This is a genomic window from Acinetobacter sp. GXMZU3951 (assembly GCF_054457875.1).
Genome location: NZ_JBTLFO010000002.1, coordinates 17977 through 39979 on the forward strand (window position 1 = coordinate 17977; position 22003 = coordinate 39979).

At 45.6% G+C, this 22003-nt stretch carries 20 protein-coding genes; 16 read left to right on the plus strand and 4 right to left on the minus strand.

Annotated features, from left to right (window positions below):
* Positions 1-90: 90 nt before the first annotated feature.
* Entirely contained in the window at positions 91-687 is a 597-nt protein-coding gene (locus tag ACX17N_RS03230) for a hypothetical protein (RefSeq protein WP_458891144.1), read from the plus strand.
* Positions 688-824: 137 nt separating this feature from the next.
* On the opposite strand, the gene ACX17N_RS03235 is transcribed toward ACX17N_RS03230, so the two are convergent.
* Positions 825-1640 carry an IclR family transcriptional regulator gene (locus ACX17N_RS03235; RefSeq protein WP_458891145.1) on the minus strand — a complete coding sequence of 272 codons (816 nt, stop codon included), beginning with the start codon at positions 1638-1640 and terminating at the stop codon, positions 825-827.
* A gap of 140 nt (positions 1641-1780) precedes the next feature.
* Between ACX17N_RS03235 and pobA the strand changes: the two genes are divergently transcribed.
* Positions 1781-2995: a 4-hydroxybenzoate 3-monooxygenase gene (gene pobA, locus ACX17N_RS03240; RefSeq protein ID WP_458891146.1), complete on the plus strand. Its 1215-nt coding sequence runs from the start codon at positions 1781-1783 to the stop codon at positions 2993-2995.
* A 74-nt stretch (positions 2996-3069) separates the two neighbouring features.
* Here pobA and ACX17N_RS03245 read toward each other — a convergent pair whose 3' ends face one another.
* Complete coding sequence (locus ACX17N_RS03245) at positions 3070-3621, minus strand: GNAT family N-acetyltransferase (RefSeq protein WP_458891147.1); 552 nt, start codon at positions 3619-3621, stop codon at positions 3070-3072.
* Between the two features lie 629 nt (positions 3622-4250).
* Here ACX17N_RS03245 and ACX17N_RS03250 point away from each other — a divergent pair.
* Complete coding sequence (locus ACX17N_RS03250; RefSeq protein ID WP_458891148.1) at positions 4251-4946, plus strand: type 1 glutamine amidotransferase domain-containing protein; 696 nt, start codon at positions 4251-4253, stop codon at positions 4944-4946.
* 82 nt (positions 4947-5028) lie between these two features.
* Here the strand turns inward: ACX17N_RS03250 and ACX17N_RS03255 are convergent, their stop codons facing one another.
* Positions 5029-6459: a spinster family MFS transporter gene (locus ACX17N_RS03255; protein ID WP_458891149.1), complete on the minus strand. Its 1431-nt coding sequence runs from the start codon at positions 6457-6459 to the stop codon at positions 5029-5031.
* Between the two features lie 192 nt (positions 6460-6651).
* Positions 6652-8760, minus strand: a complete 2109-nt coding sequence (gene paaZ / locus ACX17N_RS03260) for a phenylacetic acid degradation bifunctional protein PaaZ (protein ID WP_458891150.1) — start codon at positions 8758-8760, stop codon at positions 6652-6654.
* A 262-nt stretch (positions 8761-9022) separates the two neighbouring features.
* On the opposite strand from paaZ, the gene paaA reads away from it, so the two are divergent.
* The 13 genes from paaA to kdpA all read left to right on the plus strand — a co-directional run bounded on the left by paaA (position 9023) and on the right by kdpA (position 22002).
* A complete protein-coding gene (gene paaA / locus ACX17N_RS03265; RefSeq protein WP_458891151.1) occupies positions 9023-9967 on the plus strand; it encodes a 1,2-phenylacetyl-CoA epoxidase subunit PaaA in 945 nt (314 codons plus the stop codon).
* Between the two features lie 30 nt (positions 9968-9997).
* Complete coding sequence (gene paaB, locus ACX17N_RS03270; protein WP_016167097.1) at positions 9998-10288, plus strand: 1,2-phenylacetyl-CoA epoxidase subunit PaaB; 291 nt, start codon at positions 9998-10000, stop codon at positions 10286-10288.
* A 17-nt stretch (positions 10289-10305) separates the two neighbouring features.
* On the plus strand, positions 10306-11061 hold the full coding sequence (paaC, locus tag ACX17N_RS03275) for a 1,2-phenylacetyl-CoA epoxidase subunit PaaC (protein WP_458891152.1): 756 nt from the start codon (positions 10306-10308) through the stop codon (positions 11059-11061).
* Between the two features lie 25 nt (positions 11062-11086).
* Positions 11087-11587 (plus strand): 1,2-phenylacetyl-CoA epoxidase subunit PaaD, encoded by a 501-nt coding sequence (paaD, locus tag ACX17N_RS03280; RefSeq protein WP_458891153.1) that lies wholly within the window; start codon positions 11087-11089, stop codon positions 11585-11587.
* Positions 11588-11656: 69 nt separating this feature from the next.
* Complete coding sequence (paaE, locus tag ACX17N_RS03285) at positions 11657-12715, plus strand: 1,2-phenylacetyl-CoA epoxidase subunit PaaE (protein ID WP_458891154.1); 1059 nt, start codon at positions 11657-11659, stop codon at positions 12713-12715.
* Between the two features lie 22 nt (positions 12716-12737).
* Positions 12738-13508, plus strand: a complete 771-nt coding sequence (locus tag ACX17N_RS03290) for an enoyl-CoA hydratase-related protein (RefSeq protein WP_458891155.1) — start codon at positions 12738-12740, stop codon at positions 13506-13508.
* Complete coding sequence (paaG, locus tag ACX17N_RS03295; protein ID WP_458891156.1) at positions 13508-14299, plus strand: 2-(1,2-epoxy-1,2-dihydrophenyl)acetyl-CoA isomerase PaaG; 792 nt, start codon at positions 13508-13510, stop codon at positions 14297-14299. Before ACX17N_RS03290 ends, paaG begins: the two co-directional genes overlap by 1 nt.
* 3 nt (positions 14300-14302) lie before the next feature.
* Positions 14303-15859, plus strand: a complete 1557-nt coding sequence (locus ACX17N_RS03300; RefSeq protein ID WP_458891157.1) for a 3-hydroxyacyl-CoA dehydrogenase — start codon at positions 14303-14305, stop codon at positions 15857-15859.
* Positions 15860-15871: 12 nt separating this feature from the next.
* Positions 15872-17083, plus strand: coding sequence for a 3-oxoadipyl-CoA thiolase (pcaF, locus tag ACX17N_RS03305; RefSeq protein ID WP_458891158.1), 1212 nt, complete (start codon positions 15872-15874; stop codon positions 17081-17083).
* A 60-nt stretch (positions 17084-17143) separates the two neighbouring features.
* Positions 17144-18436: a phenylacetate--CoA ligase PaaK gene (gene paaK / locus ACX17N_RS03310; RefSeq protein WP_458891159.1), complete on the plus strand. Its 1293-nt coding sequence runs from the start codon at positions 17144-17146 to the stop codon at positions 18434-18436.
* A gap of 65 nt (positions 18437-18501) precedes the next feature.
* Positions 18502-19443, plus strand: coding sequence for a phenylacetic acid degradation operon negative regulatory protein PaaX (gene paaX / locus ACX17N_RS03315; RefSeq protein ID WP_458891160.1), 942 nt, complete (start codon positions 18502-18504; stop codon positions 19441-19443).
* A gap of 38 nt (positions 19444-19481) precedes the next feature.
* Positions 19482-20084: a gamma carbonic anhydrase family protein gene (locus ACX17N_RS03320; RefSeq protein WP_458891161.1), complete on the plus strand. Its 603-nt coding sequence runs from the start codon at positions 19482-19484 to the stop codon at positions 20082-20084.
* A gap of 220 nt (positions 20085-20304) precedes the next feature.
* Complete coding sequence (gene kdpA, locus ACX17N_RS03325; protein ID WP_458891162.1) at positions 20305-22002, plus strand: potassium-transporting ATPase subunit KdpA; 1698 nt, start codon at positions 20305-20307, stop codon at positions 22000-22002.
* The last annotated feature ends 1 nt before the right edge of the window (position 22003 follow it).

Genomic DNA, 22003 nt, shown 5'->3' on the forward strand with positions numbered 1-22003 from the left:
AAATTTCATTCCATTTTTAAAGCTATGGCAGGTGTAGTGCAGAACGGAAGTTGGCATTACACACCTAACCTCAAAATCGGAGGAGATGCCATGAATTTTCTTAAATGTTTAATCAGTGCTGGATGTATTTCCTTATTGACCCCGATGGCATTCGCAATGGAATCCCATGGTGGAGCAAGTATGGAAGCATCTATGCAAATGTCCCTTTCAGCAGATGATAAAAAAGCAATCATGAGTGCCATGAGTGCAGCTCCCATGAATGTCAGTGCCGAAGCAACCATCATTGCAATGGATGCAAAAGGCAAAATGCGGACCTTACGCAAAGGTCATAATAATTTTACCTGTATGCCAGATAACCCAGCCACGCCAGGACCAGACCCCATGTGTATGGACCCCGCTGCTTTAGCATGGGCAGAAGCTTGGATTGGGCACACCAAACCCGTTGAAGGTAAAGTAGGCTTTATGTACATGCTCATGGGAGGAACCGATGCGAGCAATGTAGACCCTTATGCAAGTAAACCGAGCGCCAACAATCATTGGATACAAACAGGACCGCACGTCATGATCGTGGGGGCATCACAAAGTTTTTATGATATGTATCCGAAAAGTGCGCAACCGGATACCACCGTGCCTTATGTCATGTGGTCCGGTACCCCTTATCAACATCTTATGATTCCTGTGAAATAAACGGCTAAACAGGTCTTTTTATCTTCCGCCTTATAAAAAAAGCCACGCCATAGCCGTGGCTTTTTTGTACTTGGCTAATTGTCAGCTTCGTGGCAATTTGTGTTCTTTTATTTAAGGTACCAATATCTAATCAGGACTTAAATTAAAGCACGTAATTCATTTGCAGCATGCCTCAATAACGGTAAAACCTGCTGAATCAAATAGTCTTCACTGGTCCGGTTGCTCTGCGACATACAATTAATGGCGGCAATCGTTTGTCCTTGTGCATTCAGCACAGGCACCGCAAGCGCAATAATCCCCAGTTCATGTTCTTCTTTGGACAGGCAATAATCCGATAAAGCGATACGTTGCAGTACGGCATAAAATTGATCTTTATCGGTAATGGTCAGTGGGGTTAAACGTTTTAGCCCGTACTTTTCCACCCAAGCATGTTGCTCCTCAACCGATAAGGCTGCCAATAAAACTTTACCCGTCGAAGTTGCATGTGCAGGTAAGCGATTTCCCAAATGCATGCCATAAGGATTAACCCGAAATTGCTCCTGTTGCGGCAGATAACTCCGCGCAATCGGCACCACTTCATGCTCATCCAGAACCACCATGGAAAAGGTCAACTGAGTTTGTGCACAAAGTAAATTGAGTAAAGATTGTGCCACTTTGGGCAGATGTGCTGAACTTAAATAGGCACTGGAAAAACGCAAGACCCGCGGGGTTAACCAAAAATAATGTTCATCAGTCTCCAAATAACCTAAAAATTTTAAGGTTTTTAAATGCCGTCTTGCCGCAGTTCGGCTGATGCCAGTGCGTTCAGCTACTTGGGTCACATTCAGGCGCTGTCGATCCACCCCGAAGGCTTCCAAAATATGTAAGCCTTTGGCTAAGCCTGCGATGTAGTCCGCATGTGGAATTCGTTCTAGAGACTGTGGGTGAATCACCTCATTGTGTTCGGCTGGCATGTGCTTTTCCCTGAATAATGACGGCTTTTGTCCGCTATGCGGACAATCTTAATGATATACGGTCAATTTCACTTTGGCGATATAGCTCAAAAATTCAACCTGACGTAATTTGAAATAAGAAACGAACAAGGATGAACAACATGGAAATTGTAAAAACCCAAGTGGCCATTATTGGTTCAGGTCCCGCAGGATTGTTACTCGGACAGTTGCTCTATAAAGCAGGGATTGATCACGTGATTGTAGAACAGCGTAGTGCAGACTATGTGGCATCGCGGATTCGTGCAGGAATTTTGGAGCAGGTTTCTGTCGATTTGCTGGCTGAGGCTGGTGTCGATCAAAATCTCAAAGCGCATGGCTTGCCGCATTCAGGTATTGAAATCCTGACGCAGGGACAAAAGCACCGACTGGATTTAGTGGCACTCACAGGCGGCAAGCAAGTCACCGTGTATGGTCAGACTGAAGTGACCAAAGATTTAATGCAGGCACGTGAGCAAGCGGGTTTAAGCTCATTCTATGAAGCACAAAATGTGCAGATTGACGATTTTTACACCCAGCCGAAAGTGACTTTTGAATATCACAACCAGTCTTATCAAATTGAATGTGATTTTATCGCGGGCTGTGATGGTTTTCATGGCGTGTGCCGTGCCAGTGTGCCTGAAGACAAGATTAAAACCTTTGAAAAAGTTTATCCTTTTGGCTGGTTGGGGGTATTGGCCGATGTGCCACCTGTCGCAGATGAGTTGATTTATGTACAGTCGGAACGTGGTTTTGCCTTGTGCAGTATGCGTTCAGAAACTCGCAGCCGTTACTATTTACAAGTGCCTCTGACGGATCATGTCGACAACTGGTCGGATGAGCAGTTTTGGGCAGAGTTAAAAAACCGTCTTGATCCTGAAAGTCGGGAAAAATTGGTCACAGGTCCATCAATTGAAAAAAGCATTGCACCGCTGCGTAGTTTTGTCACTGAACCGATGCGGTTTGGCAAACTATTCTTGGCTGGCGATGCCGCGCATATTGTGCCACCGACAGGGGCAAAAGGGTTAAATCTCGCGGCTTCAGATATTGCCTATTTATCCCGAGCGTTCATTCAGTATTACCAAGATGGCTCGGAACAGGGCATCAATGAATATTCAGAAAAATGTTTGCAACGGGTGTGGAAAGCCGAACGTTTTTCTTGGTGGATGACCCATTTATTGCATCGCTTTGAAACTGAAAGTGAGTTTGACCATAAGATTAAACAAGCAGAGTTGAGTTATATTCTTGGTTCATTGGCTGGGCAAACTACGTTGGCAGAAAACTATGTGGGTTTACCTTATGAAATTGCCCCGATCCCTGCGTTTCAACACGCCAGTTAAACGATGTCACACATGACCAAAACGAGAGCCCGAAGCTCTCGCTTTTTTGAGGGGGGATGGATGGCAATACCGCCTTAGCCATCCTGAGGATGCGATGGGGTACTGAGTATGAGTTGGTAAAAAGCCGCATCTAACCAGCGGCCAAACTTAAAACCTGCTTGTCGGATGGTACCTGAATGGCTAAACCCCAGTTTTTGATGCAACTGGATACTGGCTGTATTTTCGGCATCAATACAACCCACCATGACATGGAGCTGTTGCTGCTGTGCTCTTGCAATCAGCGCCTGCATTAAAATTTTACTGAATCCGCAACCACGATGTTCGGGATGAATGTAGACACTATGTTCAACTGTATATTTATATGCGGGAAAGGTTCTAAAGCTGCCCCAACTGGCAAAACCCAGTAATTTCCCAGCAGAATTGATGATGCCGAGTACAGGAAAATGATGCGCACGTTTGCTGGCAAACCAGCTGTGCATACTTTGTAGAGTCCGCGGCTCATAGTCATACAGCGCGGTAGAATGCAGAATCGCATCGTTGAGAATGTCTAAAATGGCCAGAGCGTGATCGGCTTCATTACAGTCAATTAGGGTGTACTCAGACTCAGGGATGGTATTGAGGGACATAGGCGATTCTAGACCAGTAAGCATCAGAAAAAATTAAACAGATTGCATTGCTTCGAGGACGAGTAGATAACGGTCGGGCGTGTGGTTGCATGATTCAAGCTAATCGGGGAGTTCAGTACTATCTCGAAACAGTCCTCATGCTGTGGCGCTTAGGTTTGTTCCCCCACTGAAGATGCCTTAGACCTTCCAAGCACCAAATTAGCTTTGAAATAGGCAAATGAATATCTATATGTCGCTCGGAGTAAAAAATTATTCTAGTCGATTACAATAAATTTAACATCCTGAAAACCCAGCTTCAGAGGCAGCATTGTATTGTGCTGCTGCTCAATGGATGATGCTTGAAAAGTATTCTTGGGCATGATTATGTTGATATGAATTCAATATAAATTTACGAATCCCTATTGACTCTAAAGTTCACTTTAAGCTTAAGGTTGGAGCATGGAATTAATAGAGCAAGGCGCCTGCCTATCTTTCAGGCATGGCATTGGCCAATGGCAATATTTATCCCCAATCTCTGGCCAAAGCAGTGCAGCAAGAGAATCTGGCAGAAAGCTTTCATCGCATCAGGGTTTACAAAGAGCCGCATTCAACTCTAATGCAATGCTCTGGACAATATAAGGTGAATAATAATGACAAAACGCATTCTTCATGTGGTCACCAATGTGGCACATTATGCAGATCAAACCGAGGCGACAGGGCTATGGTTGGGGGAACTCACGCATGCCTACGATGAATTTGAACAACGCGGCTATCTACAAGATATCGTCAGTCCATTGGGTGGTCAGTCGCCGATAGAACCGAAATCCTTAAAAAAACTGATTGCCGATGCTTCGGTCATGAAGCGTTATCATGATCCAGAATTTATGCGTTTACTTGAGCATACTTTAAAACCTTCCAATGTCGACTGGCGCAATTACGATGCGATTTATTTTACCGGTGGGCATGGCGTGATGTGGGATTTTCTCGATCAGGCTGAATTACAGCAAATCACTCAAAACATGTACGAGCATGGCAAGATTATTTCCAGTGTGTGCCATGGTTACTGTGCTTTATTGCAAGTTAAACTTTCCAATGGTCAATATTTGATTCAAGGTAAACATGTTACGGGCTTTGCGTGGACTGAGGAGGTACTGGCAGGCGTCAGTAAAAAAGTCCCGTATAATGCCGAGCAGATGGCAAAAGACCATGGTGCGCTATATACGAAAAAAATGATTCCTTTTGCACCCAATGTCGTGACCGATGGTCAACTGATTACTGGGCAGAATCCCTTTTCTGCACGCCCGACTGCATTGGCGGTTATTCAGGCCTTAGAACAGGCCGCTTAAAGCGCAGCGTCGATTCGCGAGCAGCCATAAAAAAGCGAAAGGGAAGACCTTTCGCTGCAATCAATCGGCTGCTACGTGTTTGTTAGACGTGTTCCGCCTTTTTTTCGACCTCAATACTTTCGCGGTAATATTGGCAGCCCTTATACAGCAGGAAGACCCCCAGTACCCCAGCGACGGCATTTACAATCGAAATTGAGTTACCCACCATCACGGTATTTTGGAAATATTTATCGGTAATTAATGCCACCGCCGTGGTGCCAATGCCTAAGGCAATCAGGTTAGACACCAACAGGAACTTGGCAGACACTTGTGCGCGTAACTGATTCGGTGTCAGCATTTGCGTGGCGGCTGCAGATGCTGGAATCGGGAAGGTCGAGAAGAACATCGCCACAAAAATTAGTGCAAATGAGAGGTACATATTATCCACTTGAGTAAATAATACACTTGGAATAATTAATGCAGCACAGCCAAGCATGCCACTACGAATCGCGGCATCGCTATAGCCACGTTTAGAGAACCAGTCGATCAGCCAGCCACAGAATAATGCACCTGAAGTGTTAGCAATGAGAATAATAATCCCAAGAATATAACCCGTCTGGCTGGCATCTAATCCGTGATTCCGCATATAGAAAGCAGGTGCCCAACCCAGTAAGGCATACAGCATCATGGTGTAAAAAGAGAAACCAATAAAATGACAGAAGAAGGTCTTCTTGTGAGTTTTAATAAAGGCAATCGAGTTTTTGAACGAGGCTTTCACCACCTGACCATCCTGACCAACTTTCAAGCCTTTACGTTCAGGTTCACGCACGGTCAGAATCATCAGCAATGCCAATAACACCCCCGGTAAACCGACAATCATAAAGGTCAGTTGCCAAGTTTTAATTTCGCCAATGAGTGGTAGGGTCACCAAGTTTACATTTTTCAGTAAACCAATCACATAACCGCCAATCAAGAAAGCCAGCCCCGAACCAATGAAGGCGCCAATCGCATACAGCCCCAAGGCACGACCGAGTTTTTCTTTTGGGAACAGGTCGGCAACAATCGAATAGAAGGCAGGGGATAAGGCGGCTTCACCTGCACCGACACTGAGGCGTGAGAGGAACATCTGCACAAAGTTTTTACTTAAACCGCAGGCCGCAGTCGCAAGACTCCAAAACGCGATGCCGATGGAAATAATTTTAATCCGAGATTTTTTGTCGGCGAGTGCCGCAATCGGCACCCCCATAAAAGCATAGAACAATGAAAATGCCAGACCTTGTAACAAGCTGAATTGCGTATCGCTGAGCATGAGGTCCTGTTTAATCGGTTCAATCATCAGGGATAAGATTTGACGATCTACAAAAGAAAGAATGTAGGCCAGCATACAGATGACCACCACATACCAGTGATAGGCACTATTGCGTGTTTCAGGCACTTCAGCAGCGACTGAAGCGGGTGCGGTTTGGTTGTTTGGAGTTTCTGGCTGAAGCGTCCTTTCAACCAGTTCTATATCGAGTGATTTATCGCTCATCATGCAACTTCCTGTGCTGACTGTTTGAGTTAATTTGATACTTTTATGTTTAATTTTATTTTTATTATGTATCGTCTTGTTTTTAATCTACGGGTTAAATTTCATGCGGTCAATCGCTTTGTGATAAAAAGATACATTTATTTTTTAATATAAAAAAAAGAGAATCATATGATTCTCTTTTTTTATGAATCAGGTTTAGGCGGCACGTTCGACCAAGGTCAAAATGTCATAAGTCGCCACCAATTCGTTGCGCTGATTTTTGACTTTAATGTCCCACACCACAACACCATGTGGTTTTTGTTCAGGGTCACGCAGTGGTTTCGGAGTTTTTTGCTTACAGGTCAATTCCACTTGAATGGTATCGCCAATTTTCACCGGTTCAACAAAACGCAGGTTATCCATACCATAGTTGGCAATGACTGGACCCGGCGCGGCATCGACAAACAGACCTGCGGCAGCTGACACAATGAAATAACCATGCGCCACACGATCTCCAAACAGCGAGTCGGCCGCAGCAATCTTATCCATATGGGCATAGAAGTGGTCGCCACTGAGGCAAGCAAAGTTGACGATGTCTGCTTCGGTCACGGTCCGACGTGCTGTGAGTAAGCGTTCTCCGACGCGCAGTTCGTCAAAATCTTTTTTGAACGGATGCACTCGATCTTCAAACACTTGCGCACCCGCAGTCCAGCTGTGTCCGACTTGGGTCATGGCATTGGGTGAACCTTGCAGAGCGGTACGTTGCATATAGTGTTTCACGGCACGTAAACCACCGAGTTCTTCGCCACCACCTGCACGTCCTGGACCACCATGTACCAAATACGGCAAGGGTGAACCATGTCCAGTACTTTCCTTGGCACTTTCTGCATCCAGAATGTGGACACGACCATGCCAAGGCGCAATTTTGCTAATCAGCGCTTCAATATTTTCATCGACATTACGCACCACTGACGCGACTAGGCTTCCTTCACCACGTGCCACCAAGTCTGCCAATTCCGCCAGATTTTGATAAGGCATCAAGGTTGAAACTGGACCAAAAGCTTCGACTTCATGAATATGCTGCGCTGTAGTCGGTTGTTCGCAAAGCAGCAAAGTTGGTGGGTAAAAGGCACCTTTTTCTGGGTTTTTGGCTTGAATGGTGTAGTCCTGACGTAAGTGGCTGCCGAGTACAATTTTGGCATCTTGGCTGAGCTGTTCTACTTTTTCCGCCACGCTGAACTTTTGTTTCACGCTGGCTAAGGCTCCCATGGTGACGCCTTCAAGTTCTGGGTCGCCCACCACCACTTTTTGCAGTTTTGCCACTAAACGTGCTTGCACCGTTTCCAGTAAAGCCGCAGGAACAAAAGCACGACGAATCGCGGTACATTTTTGACCTGCCTTGGTGGTCATTTCGCGGAACACTTCACGCACAAATAAATCAATGGTTTCATCATTGGCTTGTTCGGTCAAAATGGCACTGTTGACCGAGTCCGCTTCCATGCAGAAGGGAATGGAGTATTGGTTTAAATGTGGGTTGGCACGTAGGCTTTGACCTGTCGCTGCTGAACCCGTAAATGTAACCGTATCTTGTGGGTTTAAATGTTCAATTAAATCATAAATTTGACCGCAAATGAGTTGCAGTGAACCCGCAGGTAAGAAGCCACTGGCCAAAATGTCTTTGACTACAGCATGCGTGAGTTCAGCACCTTCAGTAGCAGGTTTCACAATACACGGTACACCCGCTAAAAGGGTCGGTGCGATTTTTTCTAACATGCCCCAGATCGGGAAGTTGAAGGCATCAATATGCAGGGCTACACCCGCTTTAGAGGTCAGAATATGTTTAGCACCAAAATTGCCATGTTTGGACAGCGGAATCCATGTATCTTCCACTAACGCAGTTTCATCACTGAGTTCACGACGCACAAGGCTAGAGTAGGCAAATAGCGTTCCGATACCGCCTTCCACATCAATCCAAGCATCCTTACGAGTACAGCCTGTTGCTTTTGCTAGGTCGTAATAGTGTTCTTTACGCTCGAGTAAATATTGCGCCACTTGTTTTAAGGCATTGGCACGTTGGTGGAAGGTCCACGTGGCAATAACAGCCCCTTGCTGCTTGGCATAGTCGACCACCGCTTTGGTATTAATGCCATGGCTACTGACTTGGTAGATCGCTTCACCGCTAATCGCATGATAAACCGTACGTAACTCTGCCTGTGAAGCGTATTCCTGTCCATACACCAATGAGCTCAAGGTTTTCAGTGCCTGAGTTGAGGTGTTTTCAGTTGTATCGTGTTGCTCCATTGAGTTCTGTTCTAACTCTAGCATGGTAAAAACTCCTTTTATGATACGTTTTAAACTGTATTTTAGTTTTGATGTTTCATAATTTGGTATTAAAACGGGTAAAAGTCAATCGTAATTCGCAGGTTAAAAAAACAAAGTAAAATAATAATTTTAATATATTTAATAAAAACAATAATTTATTTTGATGTATGGGATTTAATTAAATGATACCTAAAAATTAATATTGATTTTATTTGTGTATCGTTTTAATTTAAGCGTATCAACACTTGGGATAAGTGAGGGAAAAATGAATAACCAACAACAAACGTTTGACCAGCGCATTGAAAAGGATATTTCAATCGAGCCAAAGGATTGGATGCCAGACGCTTACCGTAAAACTTTAATTCGTCAAATTGGTCAACACGGACACTCTGAAGTGGTGGGGATGTTGCCAGAAGGCAACTGGATTACGCGCGCACCAACCTTAAAACGTAAAGCCGTATTGTTGGCGAAAGTTCAAGATGAAGCAGGCCATGCTTTATATCTGTACAGTGCAGCAGAAACACTGGGTGCAGACCGTGATGACATGATGGACAAACTCATCGCTGGCCGTATGAAATATTCCTCAATTTTTAACTACCCGACACTGACTTGGGCGGATGTTGCTGCGATTGGCTGGTTGGTAGATGGGGCTGCCATTGTGAATCAGGTTGCGCTGTGCCGTACCTCTTATGGGCCTTATGCCCGCGCTATGGTGCGTATCTGTAAAGAAGAAAGTTTCCATCAGCGTCAAGGCTTTGAAGCGATGATGCAATTGGCTAATGGCACAGCAGAACAAAAACAGATGGCGCAAGATGCTGTGAATCGTTTCTGGTGGCCTGCGCTGATGATGTTTGGCCCAAGTGATGATAATTCGCCAAACAGCGCGCAAAGCATGCAATGGAAAATCAAATTATTCAGTAACGATGCATTACGTCAGAAATTTGTCGACAACACCGTGCCTCAAGTGTTGCAACTTGGCCTCACCGTGCCAGATCCAGACTTGAAATTCAATGAAGACACGGGGCACTACGAATTTGGTGAAGTGAACTGGGATGAATTTTTTGACGTGATTGCAGGCAAAGGCCCATGTAACCACGAGCGTATTGAAGCCCGTCGTAAAGCATGGGAAGGCGGGGCATGGGTACGTGAATCTGCTGCCGTGTATGCCAAGAAACAGCAAGAACAGCTACAAGCACAGCAAGTTGCTTAAACAGATTGAGAGATAAAGGGAAATAAGGTCATGGATAACAAAAATAACTGGTCACTTTACGAAGTGTTTATCCGTAGTAAACAAGGTTTAAGTCATCGTCATGTGGGCAGCTTGCGTGCATCTGATGATGAAGTGGCGCTGCAAAATGCGCGTGATGTTTACACGCGCCGTAATGAAGGCATCAGTATTTGGGTGGTGAAATCTGAGCTGATTACCTCTTCACAACCCGATGAAAAACCAGAGTTTTTTGACCCATCTTTAGACAAGGTTTATCGCCACCCCACGTTTTACAACATTCCAGATGGCATTGAGCACATGTAAGGACGGGGAGAAAAACAATGAGTAAACAAGTTTTAGCAGAATTCCTGTTACATGTGGGTGATAGTCAACTGATTTTGTCACACCGTTTGGCTGAATGGTGTGGACATGCACCCGAATTAGAGTTGGACATTGCCTTGGCCAATATTGGTCTGGATCTGTTGGGTCAGGCACGTACCGCTTTAAGTCTTGCAGGTCAGGTCGAAGGTTTAGGGCGTGATGAAGATCAATTGGCGTATTTCAGAACTGAGCGTGAATATCGCAATTTACTGCTGGCTGAACAGCCAAATGGTGATTTTGCTCAAACCATCGTGCGTCAATGGTTGATGGATCACTACCACGCATTGTTATTGGCAGCATTAACCAACAGTAGCCATGCCGATGTTTCTGCGTTTGCACTCAAGTCTTTAAAGGAAGTGAAGTATCACTTACGTTTTTCCACCACATGGATGGAACGTTTGAGTTTAGGCACTGCGGAAGCACATGAAAAAACTCAGCAAGGTCTGAATCAATTATGGCGTTTCACAGCGGAGTTGTTCCAACTCACTGAGGCCGAAATGCAGTTGGTGGATACTGGTCTGATTCCAAATCTTGAGATTTTAAAAGCGCAATGGTTGGAAACGGTACAGGCAGAATTAGTCCGTATGCAACTGAGCCTACCAGACGCAGGTGCCTATCGCAGTGGTGCCAAACAAGGACTGCACACGGAGCACCTCGGTTACATTCTGGCAGAAATGCAATATCTGCAACGTTCCTATCCAAATATGACTTGGTAAGACGCAATCACAGGGAGTGAGTCGCATGAATTTAATTCGACATGTCGTAGATGAATGCTGGAATGCTTTAGCTGAAGTCTCTGATCCAGAAATTCCAGTTCTGTCGGTACTTGATTTAGGCATGATTCGTGGCGTTGAGCTCAACGCTCAGAATGAAATTGTTGTGCGACTGACGCCGACCTATAGCGGTTGCCCTGCAACTGATGTTTTAACCGCAGACATTACCCAAGCTTTTGCAGCCAAAGGTTTGACACCAGTAAAAGTGGTGGTGGATCTGTCCGAAGTTTGGACCACGGATTGGATGAGTGAAGCGGGTAAAGAAAAATTGCAGCAATATGGCATTGCGCCGCCGCAAGGCACTTCACACAGTTGTGGTACACATGTCGCTTTGACCGATGGTATTCAGTGTCCACGTTGCCACAGTCAGCACACCAAATTATTAAGTGAATTTAGTTCGACAGCATGTAAAGCCTTATATCGTTGCCAAGACTGCTTAGAACCTTTCGATTATTTCAAGTGTATTTAAGCCGAGACCAGGGCATGTAAAACATGTCGCAAAAGCATTGAAAAATCGAAAAGAAAGAGGGAATTTTAGATGAGCCAATTTGTACCATTAACGATTAAATCCATACAGCCACAAACTGAACAGGCCATTTGCATTGCCTTTGATTTGGCACCTGAGCAGTTCGCAGCCTTTGAATATCAACCAGGACAACACCTGACCATTCGCCATGTTACAGAAGAGGGTGAGCTACGTCGTTGCTACTCCATTTGTAGCGATGCTGCGGAAGACATGAGTATTGCGATTAAAAAAATTGAGCAAGGTCAATTTTCTACTTGGGCCAATGATCATCTTAAAGCGGGTGATGTGCTGGAAGTGATGCCACCGCAAGGCGTGTTTTTCCAGAAAGCGGCCAAAGTCGGTGGGAAAAACTATCTAGGCTTTGCTGCGGGCAGTGGGATTACCCCAATTTTATCCATTGTGAAATCGGTGCTGAACCGTCAAGCCGATGCCCAGTTTACTTTGGTGTATGGCAACCGTTCTTGGAAGCAAACCATGTTTGCCGAACAGATTATGGATTTAAAAGACCGTTTTAAAGAACGTCTGCAATTGATCAATATCTTTTCACGTGAAATGAACGACAGTGAAATTTTTAATGGTCGAATTGATGCTGAAAAATTACAGCAACTGTTTAAAGCAGATTTGATTGATACGGCAACGGATCACTGTTTTGCTTGCGGTCCAGAAGAGATGATGACTGCGGTTGAAACAGTCTTGCCAGAGTTGGGTATTGAGCGCAGCAAAATTCACACCGAACGCTTCAATACTGGTACTGCACCAAAAGCCACGGCACAGCAAATTGAAAGCCGCAGCGAAGAAAAGGTCAACATTATTCTGGATGGTCGTGAACTGATCATTGAAGTGTCTAAACAAGATGACAGCATTTTAGATGCAGCGTTACGTGCTGGGGCGGACTTGCCATATGCCTGTAAAGGTGGTGTCTGTGCAACCTGTAAATGTAAGGTGCTGGAAGGTCAGGTCGAAATGGCAATTAACTATAGCCTTGAACAAGATGAAGTTGAAAAAGGCTATGTGTTGAGCTGTCAGGCTTTGCCGACTTCTGCCAATGTCCGTTTAAGCTTTGACGAATAAGCCTGAAACAAGGAGCTGTTGAATGGAACTCATCAAAACCAGTTCTCCAAAATCAGGTGTAATCCTGATTGAACTGAATCGACCTGAAAAACGCAATGCCTTAAACAATGCCACCTTGCAAGCAATTGGCGACTGTTTGCAACAACTTGAAGCTGATGCTGCGGTTAAAGCAGTGGTACTTACCGGCAATCCACAATGTTTTGCTGCAGGTGCAGATCTAAATGAGCTGTCCAAGCTGGATGTGGTCAGCATTCAGCAAGACCTACGCCCACAGTTGTGGAAACGGATTGATGAGTTTTCCAAACCTTTAATTATGGCCGTGAATGGCTATGCCTTGGGGGCAGGCTTTGAACTGGCGCTGCATGCAGACATCGTACTTACGGGTGAAAATGCACAGTTTGCTCTGCCAGAAATTGGCTTAGGTATGTTACCCGGTGCAGGCGGTACACAGCGTTTAGCTCGTTTAGTCGGGCAGCAACTGAGCATGCGTTGGGCCATGACAGGCGACATGATTTCAGCGCAAACCGCACTGCAACATGGCATTACTAGCCAAGTCTGCTCAGTCGGTTTAACCGTGCAATATGCCGTGGAATTGGCCGAAAAAATTGCCAAACAGGCACCATTGGCGATTCGTGTGATTAAACAGTCCCTGAAATCAATTCATGAAGTGACCTTAAGCCAAGGCTTAAAGCTCGAGCGTCAGCATTTTGTTTGGCTGGCCGCCACGCAAGACCGCCAAGAAGGCATTAATGCATTTTTAGAGAAAAGAAAACCAGAATTTAGAGGTGTGTAATGGAATACCAAACAATTATTGTTGCAGAAAAAAATGCAGTGGGCTATCTCACGTTTAACCGTCCACAACAACTCAATAGCTTTAATGAAACCATGCACAAAGAAGTCTCGAGTGTGCTGAAAGCATGGTCGAAAGACAGTGCCATTCGTGCCGTGGTAATTTCGGCAGAAGGTCGTGGTTTCTGTGCAGGGCAGGATTTAAATGACCGCGTGGTAGATCCAAATGCCGATGCGCCAGATTTAGGCCTGTCGATTGAAAAATATTATAACCCGCTAATCAAACTGATTACTGAAATGCCTAAACCAGTGATTTGTGCCGTAAACGGTGTAGCCGCAGGTGCAGGGGCGAATATTGCCTTGGCTTGTGATTTGGTGATCGCTGCCAAATCAGCCTCTTTTATTCAAGCGTTTTGCCGTTTAGGTCTGGTGCCAGACTCTGGTGGCACATGGTTCCTGCCACGTTTGGTCGGTCGTGCTCAGGCCATGGGCTTGGCCATGTTGGGCGATAAAATTCCAGCAGAACAAGCGGTGCAACTGGGCATGATCTGGCAAGTGGTAGAAGATGATGCGCTGAAAGCTGAAGCGCATAAATTGGCGGAACATCTGGCCAAACAACCGACTTATGGCTTGTCACTGATTAAGAAAGCCATTCATGCGGCAGCGCACAACAATCTGGATGATCAGCTCATACTAGAGCGTGACTTACAGCGTTTGGCCGGTCGTTCCAGCGATTACCGTGAAGGCGTACAAGCCTTTATGCAAAAGCGTACTCCAGAATATAAAGGTTGCTAACACATGGAAAAGATCAATTTACAGCAGGCGACCGTCGCTGTAATTGGTGCCGGTACCATGGGAATTGGTATCGCCCAGTTAGCAGCAATGCATGGACATCCCACCTTTGTGTATGATGTGGATGCCGCAAAAACTGAAGCCGCATTACAGCAACTGGCTGCACAACTCACAAAACGTGTGCAAGCCGGTAAAATGACGCAGGAACTGTTTGACAGCACCTTTGCTAACTTAAGTGTTGCACAGGAATTGTCACAGTTAGCTCCTGCACAACTGATTATTGAAGCGATTGTTGAAAAGAAAGAAGTGAAGCAAAACTTATTTCAACAGTTAGCCGCGATTTGTGCTGAAAACACGATTTTTGCTTCGAATACTTCATCCATTTCGATTACAGCGATTGCTGCTGCGGTGCCACATCCAGAGCGTGTCGTGGGTTTACACTTCTTTAACCCAGCACCGGTGATGAAACTGGTGGAAATTATTCGCGGTTTAAAAAGTTCCACGGCCATTGCAGATGCCTTGCTAGCGCTAATGAAGTCGTGGAATAAAGTGCCCGTCTTGGCAAAATCCACCCCAGGTTTTATCGTCAATCGTGTGGCGCGTCCATATTATGCCGAAGCCTTCCGTGCCTTACAGGAAAATGTCACACGCCCTGAACAGTTAGATTTTATTCTGCGTGAATGTGGTCGTTTTGCCATGGGACCGTGTGAACTGACCGATTTGATTGGTCAGGATGTCAATTTCTCCGTCACACAAAGTGTCTATCAAGAATTCTTTTATGAGCCACGCTATCGTCCATCGCTGATTCAAAAAGAATTGGTCGATGCAGGTTGTTTCGGGCGTAAAACCCAACAAGGTTTTTACGATTACAGCCACGCCACGCCAAGCCCACAGTTTGAGTTGCCTGTGCGTTATGCTAAATCGGTTGAGAAACTGGCGATCACTGTGAAAGGCGACTGGAAACATTCATCAGGTTTGATTCAACGCTTGGCACAAGCTTCACATCTGGATGTGAAATTTGTCGAAGCTGTACAGGATGAAATTTTGGTGGGGGAAGTTTCTATTCGTCTCTCATCGGGCGAGTCGGTCGATCTGGATTATGCGGATCAGAAAGTCGTGTTGATGGACTGGCATGCGGACTGGGCAGAAGCCAAAGCAATTCCTGTGGTGGCTTCCGTAGCTTGTTCGGAAGTGGAGCAGAGCCTTGTTGATGTTTTATTCATTGGCATGCATGTGATACCGCTGTGGACGCAGGATCATGCTGGACTTTATGTGTTACGAACCATTTCAATGTTGGTGAATGAATCCTGTGAAGCGGTGTTACACGGTATTGCATCTGAGCAAGATATTGATTCAGCAATGAAATATGGCGTGAACTATCCGCAAGGTCCATTCCAGTGGGCGGAAAAAATAGGATACAACACTATTTTACAAATTTTGAAAAATCTGTATCGTGTTTATGGTGAAGAACGCTACAGACCAAGTATATATTTAGCGAAGAAAACTGCACGAGGACAGGTGCAAAACAGCCCGCAATCTCAACAATTACTTATTGCAGGCTAAAGGAAGAGACACATGGAACAGGTTTATATTTTAGATGGGATTCGCACCCCAATTGGTCGTTATGCAGGTGGTTTAAGTGGTATTCGTGCCGATGACTTGGCTGCATTACCCATTCAGTATTTGAAAAATCAGCATCCGCACTTGCCTTGGGAGGAGCTGGATGAAGTGATTTTAGGTTGTGCCAACCAAGCGGGTGAAGACAACCGTAATGTAGCGCGTATGGCATCACTGTTGGCAGGTTTACCCGATTCAGTCCCTGCAATTACCGTCAATCGCTTATGTGCTTCGGGCTTAGATGCCGTCGGACTAGCAGCACGTGCGATTAAATCAGGTGAAGTGCAATTTGTGTTGGCAGGTGGTGTAGAGTCAATGAGCCGCGCGCCTTTTGTTCAATCGAAAGCCACCACCGCATTTAGCCGTACGCCTGAAATCTTCGACACCACCATTGGCTGGCGTTTTATCAATCCAAAATTCAAGGCTCATTTTGGTGTCGATAGCATGCCGGAAACCGCGGAACACGTAGCGGAAAAGTATCAAATTAGTCGGAATGACCAAGACTTATTTGCCTATCGCAGTCAGCAAAAAACAGCAGTGGCACAGCAAAATGGTGTTTTGGCGGAAGAAATTTTGCCTGTCGTGATTCAAGACCGTAAGAAAAACAGCATCACCATTGATAGCGATGAGCACCCGCGTGCAGATACCACAGTGGAGGCGTTGGCCGCGTTGAAAGCCCCGTTCCGTAAAGATGGCGGTTCGGTTACTGCGGGCAATGCTTCAGGTGTGAATGACGGTGCGGCATGTATGTTGCTGGGCAGTCAGGAATTTGCCAGCAAGCATGGCTTAAAACCACTGGCGAAAGTGGTGGCAATTGCTCAAGCAGGCGTAGAAGCCAAATACATGGGCATTGGTCCTGTACCTGCGGTGCAAAAAGTTTTGAAGCAGACCGGTTTGACCCTCGAGCAAATGGATGTAATTGAACTGAATGAAGCTTTTGCTGCGCAGTCATTGGCGGTGATGCGTGAACTCGGTTTGCAGGATGATGATCATCGCGTCAATCCCAATGGCGGTGCGATTGCACTGGGTCATCCACTCGGCATGAGTGGGACACGTTTGGTCATTACCGCCATGAAAGAACTTAAGCGTCGCAATGGAAAATATGCGCTCTGCACCATGTGTGTGGGTGTCGGACAAGGTGTCGCACTGATTATAGAAAATGTGGATTAAGGAAATAATCCCCAAATGGATTAACTCGCAGTCAGGATGACTGCGTCAGGAGTACAGAATATGAATAACAATGCTTTGGAAAAAATTGAAACGGTTTCAGTGGATGAATTACGTCATGTGCAATTGGAGCGCATGAAAAAGACACTGCAACACGCCTATCAAAATAGCCCAGTGTATAAAAAGAAATTTGATGATGCAGGGGTGCATCCTGATGATCTCAAATCTTTAGATGACTTGGCCAAGTTCCCGTTCACCACCAAAAAAGATTTACGTGACAACTATCCGTTTGGCATGTTTGCTGTGCCGCAAGAACAGATTGTGCGTGTGCATGCATCTTCAGGCACCACAGGACAGCCTACAGTCGTGGGTTATACCCAAAACGATATTAATGTCTGGTCGGATGTAGTTGCTCGTTCATTACGTGCGGCAGGCTTGTCACATAAAGATATTATTCAGGTGTCTTATGGCTACGGTTTGTTTACGGGTGGTTTGGGTGCACATTATGGCGTAGAGCGTTTGGGTGCGACCGTCATTCCAATGTCAGGCGGTCAAACTGAGCGGCAGGCGCAGCTGATTCATGACTTTAAACCAACAGCATTGATGGTGACGCCATCGTATTGCTTAAACATTATTGAAGCGCTAGAAAAGAAATTCGGTACAGCTAAAGATTGTTCCATCAAAACAGGCATCTTTGGTGCTGAACCTTGGACCAATGAAATGCGCCGTGAGATTGAAGATCGCTTAGGCATTGATGCCTTGGATATCTATGGCTTGTCTGAAGTGATGGGGCCGGGCGTTGCGATGGAATGTTTAGAGACCAAAGATGGTCCAACCATTTGGGAAGATCACTTCTACCCAGAAATCATCAATCCTGAAACAGGTGAAGTGTTGCCAGATGGTGAGTTGGGTGAGTTGGTGTTTACCACCATTACCAAAGAAGGCATGCCTGTGATTCGTTACCGTACCCGTGACTTGACCCGGTTACTGCCAGGTACCGCACGTACCATGCGCCGTATGGACAAGATTGTGGGGCGTAGTGATGACATGATGATTATTCGTGGGGTCAATGTGTTCCCTTCGCAAATTGAAGAACAGATTTTACATATTCCACAATTGGTGCCGAACTACCAAATTCAAATTTGCAAACAAGGCCACTTGGATACATTGCATATTCGTGCTGAAATGCGCAGAGATGTGAGTGAAACGTTGACCCCGCAAATTGCGGCCTTGCTGAAGTCCCAAATTAAAACCATGGTCGGTATTTCAGTCATGGTGGAAATTTTACCTGAAGGCAGCCTGCCACGTTCAGAGGGGAAAGCGCAACGCGTCTTTGATATTCGAAAATCGGCATAAGTTTTAGTTGAATGATAGGTCACATGATTTATCATTCTGATCTGACAAGGTAATAGTTGAACGCAATGAATCTCAAATTAAAACAAGTAATCGATGATTTCATTAACAACGAAGCACTCAGTGGTACCTCGCTGATTATGACCATCTTTGGTGACTGTATTTTTCACCGTGGCGGTATTATCAGCCTGGCCAGCTTAATTCAGTTAATGGATGTATTTGGTTTTAACGAACGATCTGTTCGTACAGCCGTATTTCGCCTTGTCCAGAATGGTTGGCTGATTTCGGAGAAAATCGGCCGCACCAGTTATTACCGTGTTACGGAAAGCAGTCGCCAGCGCTTTATTATGGCCGATCAGAAAATTTACAGTTTCACGCAACAAGAGTGGGACCAAAAATGGGATCTGGTTTTGCTCAGTTCGGTGGAACTGGAAAATAAAGTTACTTTGAAAAAAGAGCTGGAATGGCTGGGCTTTGCCAATATTGCGACCAATGTCATGGCCTATCCGGGCTGTGACCATCTCAAATTACAAAACCTGTTGCTCAGCTTAAAGATGACCGATCAAGTGGTGATCTTTAAAGCCGAAGCCTTGCAGCTCTGGCAAGAGTCTTATCCGACCGTGAAACGCATGGTTGAAATTAACTGGCCTGTGCAAGAGCTGCATCAGCGTTATGAAAAGTTCATCAGCGATTTCAGAGAGTTCTTTAATCTGGTCGACAGTGAAGAAGAACTGAACCCTATGCAGGCGTTTCAGATTCGTATTTTACTGATTCATCAATATCGCCGAATTTTGCTCAAAGATCCGAATTTACCTTTTGAATTATTGCCATCCAACTGGCTGTCACTGAATTCGCGCAACTTGAGCAGCAATCTGTATCAAACCGTGGTCATGGCAGGCGATGAATTCTTTATGGAGATTGCGCGGACTTCAGAAGGCTCTATGCCGCCTGCTCATCCTCAATTCTATAAGCGTTTTGGTGGCTTAAAACAGGAAGAATTGAATTACTAGGCACATAAAAATTTATCTAACAGTTTAAGGAATAAACTATGCCGTGTTATGCCATTGATGGTGTCATTCCTGTGGTCAGCCCCAAAGCTTATGTGCATCCGACCGCAGTCTTGATTGGCGATGTGATCGTAGAAGCAGGGGCTTATATTGGTCCGTTTGCGGCCTTGCGCGCAGATTTTGGTGGTATTCATATCCATCAAAATGCCAATGTGCAAGACTCCTGCATTATTCATGGTTTTCCGAATAATGTGACTGTGGTGGAAGAGTATGGCCATATCGGGCATGGCGCGATTCTGCATGGTTGCCGCATTGGGAAAAATGTCCTGATTGGCATGAATAGCGTGATTTTGGATGAGGCTTATATTGGCGAAAATAGCATTGTCGGTGCCAATAGCACAGTCAAGGCCAAAGCCGAGATTCCAGCCAACTCGATGGTGGTGGGAAGTCCTGCACGGATCATTCGTACCCTGACTGAAAAAGAGATTGCATGGAAATTTAAGGGCACGCAGCAATATATGGATTTAACCGCACGCTGCCTCACCACGATGCAAGAAGTTGAACCGCTAGCTGAAAACACGGCTGAGCGTTTGACCCATATGCATTTTAATTCTAATCATGTCATTAAAAGCCAAGCCTCTTAACTCGAAATACAGTCAGAAAGCCATAGCGCTTTCTGATTTCCCCATATTTGTTTGATCTTGCCTGATTTTACTATCACTGGGATGAGCCTTTTCTCCAGATTGACGCCATGTCAGCATCATAAAATTTACGCAAAATTTACGCCGACAACAGTTTTGCATATAGAGAATTTACGCGGCTGATTTCCATACTAATGCTGACCTATTTTGAATGGCATTTGTTATGTGGGAATTTATTTCCGTATTTTTTCTGGCTTTGCTATTGGCTTATCCGCTGGGACATTATCTCGCGGATGTCATGCAAGCCAAACCCATGAAAAGTGATGCGGTTTTTCAGTGGATTGAGCGTCCAATCTATGCTGCGCTGAATATTCGCCCTGTGGGCATGAACTGCAAGCAGTATCTCAGTGCTTTTATCCTGACCAATATTTTCTTGCTGCTGAGCAGCGTTGCGGTACTCATGACGCAAGCATGGCTACCATTAAACCCCGATCATGCGCCGAATATGCATTGGGATTTAGCCTTGCACACCGCCATTTCCTTTTTAACCAATACCAATCAGCAGCATTACTCGGGGCAAGCGCAACTGTCGTATCTGGCGCAAATGACCGTGATTGTTGGCTTGCAGTACTTATCTCCACTGTTGGGGCTGGCCATGTTGGTGGCGATGTTAAGAGCATTGTTTTTACAACCAGACACAGCGGCCAGTACAGAAAAAACCACATGGCACAGGATTAATCTGGGCAATTTCTGGATGGATATGATTCGTCCCTTATTGCGCTTTTTTATTCCGCTGGCCTTGCTATTTTCTTTGTTATTGAGCTTTCAGGGTGTCCCATCGACACTGTCAGCAGGTCCTCAAGCACAGCTTTTAGACCCGAGCAGTGAAATGCAGACTCAGCACATTCCCTTAGGTCCCGTTGCGCCAATGGTGGCGATTAAGCAATTGGGCAGTAATGGTGGCGGTTGGTATGGCCCCAACAGTAGTGTGCCACTAGAAAACCCTACGCCATTTTCCAATGTACTGGAAATGTTGGCAATCTTACTGATTCCATTATCGGTGGTGTTTATGCTGGGGCGTTTTATTCAGCGTCCGCAACTGATGTGGATGATTTTTGCCAGTATGTTGTTGATGTCACTGTCTTCGACCATGCTGAGTCTATGGGCAGAGCAATCTTCACTGAGTTCGCATGCCGCAGTATTGGAAGGCAAAGAAGTACGCTTCGGTGCGGATGCATCGGCTTTGTGGTCCAGTTTGACCACGCAAGTGAACAATGGCTCAGTGAATATGATGCATGATTCAGCCTCGCCACTGACTGGGCTGGTTGCACTGGGCAATATGTTGATCAATGCCATTTGGGGCGGGATTGGTTGCGGCTTATTACAGTTCTTTATTTACCTGTTTCTTGCGGTGTTTATTGCAGGCTTGATGACAGGACGTACCCCTGAGCTGTTTGGTCGAAAAATTGAAGTGGCAGAAATCAAGCTTTTGGCTTGGGTCATTATCTTGCAACCCGTGGTGATTTTAGCTTTGACCGCACTCGCGATCGCCATTCCCTCATTTACGGGCAATTCCAATCCCGCTTCGCATGGTATTAGCCAAGTGTTTTATGAATATGTCTCCGCTTATGCCAATAACGGTTCAGGCTTCGAAGGACTTGGAGATAACACGCTGTGGTGGAATCTGAGTGCCAGTGTTGCCCTGTTGGTGGGTCGTTATAGCGTTTTGATGATTCCAGTTCTGATTGCCGTGAGTTTGGCTTGCAAACCCCGCGCTGCGGAGAACAAGGGATCATTACAGATTGAATCGCCAACCTTTGCCTTAACCTTGGTGGCGATGGTGTTGATTTTGACCGTGTTGCAATTTATGCCGGTATTGGTACTGGGTCCGATTGCAGATTTTTTGACTGTCAAACAATAAG

What these genes read in the sequence shown, in the direction of transcription:
- ACX17N_RS03230 (WP_458891144.1), top strand. Translation starts at nt 91, where the DNA reads ATGAATTTTCTTAAATGTTTAATCAGTGCTGGATGTATTTCCTTATTG.
- ACX17N_RS03255 (WP_458891149.1), bottom strand. Translation starts at nt 6,459, where the DNA reads ATGATGAGCGATAAATCACTCGATATAGAACTGGTTGAAAGGACGCTT.
- ACX17N_RS03300 (WP_458891157.1), top strand. Translation starts at nt 14,303, where the DNA reads ATGGAAAAGATCAATTTACAGCAGGCGACCGTCGCTGTAATTGGTGCC.
- kdpA (WP_458891162.1), top strand. Translation starts at nt 20,305, where the DNA reads ATGTGGGAATTTATTTCCGTATTTTTTCTGGCTTTGCTATTGGCTTAT.
- paaA (WP_458891151.1), top strand. Translation starts at nt 9,023, where the DNA reads ATGAATAACCAACAACAAACGTTTGACCAGCGCATTGAAAAGGATATT.
- paaE (WP_458891154.1), top strand. Translation starts at nt 11,657, where the DNA reads ATGAGCCAATTTGTACCATTAACGATTAAATCCATACAGCCACAAACT.
- paaX (WP_458891160.1), top strand. Translation starts at nt 18,502, where the DNA reads ATGAATCTCAAATTAAAACAAGTAATCGATGATTTCATTAACAACGAA.
- paaC (WP_458891152.1), top strand. Translation starts at nt 10,306, where the DNA reads ATGAGTAAACAAGTTTTAGCAGAATTCCTGTTACATGTGGGTGATAGT.
- ACX17N_RS03245 (WP_458891147.1), bottom strand. Translation starts at nt 3,621, where the DNA reads ATGTCCCTCAATACCATCCCTGAGTCTGAGTACACCCTAATTGACTGT.
- ACX17N_RS03320 (WP_458891161.1), top strand. Translation starts at nt 19,482, where the DNA reads ATGCCGTGTTATGCCATTGATGGTGTCATTCCTGTGGTCAGCCCCAAA.
- paaG (WP_458891156.1), top strand. Translation starts at nt 13,508, where the DNA reads ATGGAATACCAAACAATTATTGTTGCAGAAAAAAATGCAGTGGGCTAT.
- pcaF (WP_458891158.1), top strand. Translation starts at nt 15,872, where the DNA reads ATGGAACAGGTTTATATTTTAGATGGGATTCGCACCCCAATTGGTCGT.
- paaB (WP_016167097.1), top strand. Translation starts at nt 9,998, where the DNA reads ATGGATAACAAAAATAACTGGTCACTTTACGAAGTGTTTATCCGTAGT.
- ACX17N_RS03250 (WP_458891148.1), top strand. Translation starts at nt 4,251, where the DNA reads ATGACAAAACGCATTCTTCATGTGGTCACCAATGTGGCACATTATGCA.
- paaD (WP_458891153.1), top strand. Translation starts at nt 11,087, where the DNA reads ATGAATTTAATTCGACATGTCGTAGATGAATGCTGGAATGCTTTAGCT.
- ACX17N_RS03290 (WP_458891155.1), top strand. Translation starts at nt 12,738, where the DNA reads ATGGAACTCATCAAAACCAGTTCTCCAAAATCAGGTGTAATCCTGATT.
- paaK (WP_458891159.1), top strand. Translation starts at nt 17,144, where the DNA reads ATGAATAACAATGCTTTGGAAAAAATTGAAACGGTTTCAGTGGATGAA.
- ACX17N_RS03235 (WP_458891145.1), bottom strand. Translation starts at nt 1,640, where the DNA reads ATGCCAGCCGAACACAATGAGGTGATTCACCCACAGTCTCTAGAACGA.
- paaZ (WP_458891150.1), bottom strand. Translation starts at nt 8,760, where the DNA reads ATGCTAGAGTTAGAACAGAACTCAATGGAGCAACACGATACAACTGAA.
- pobA (WP_458891146.1), top strand. Translation starts at nt 1,781, where the DNA reads ATGGAAATTGTAAAAACCCAAGTGGCCATTATTGGTTCAGGTCCCGCA.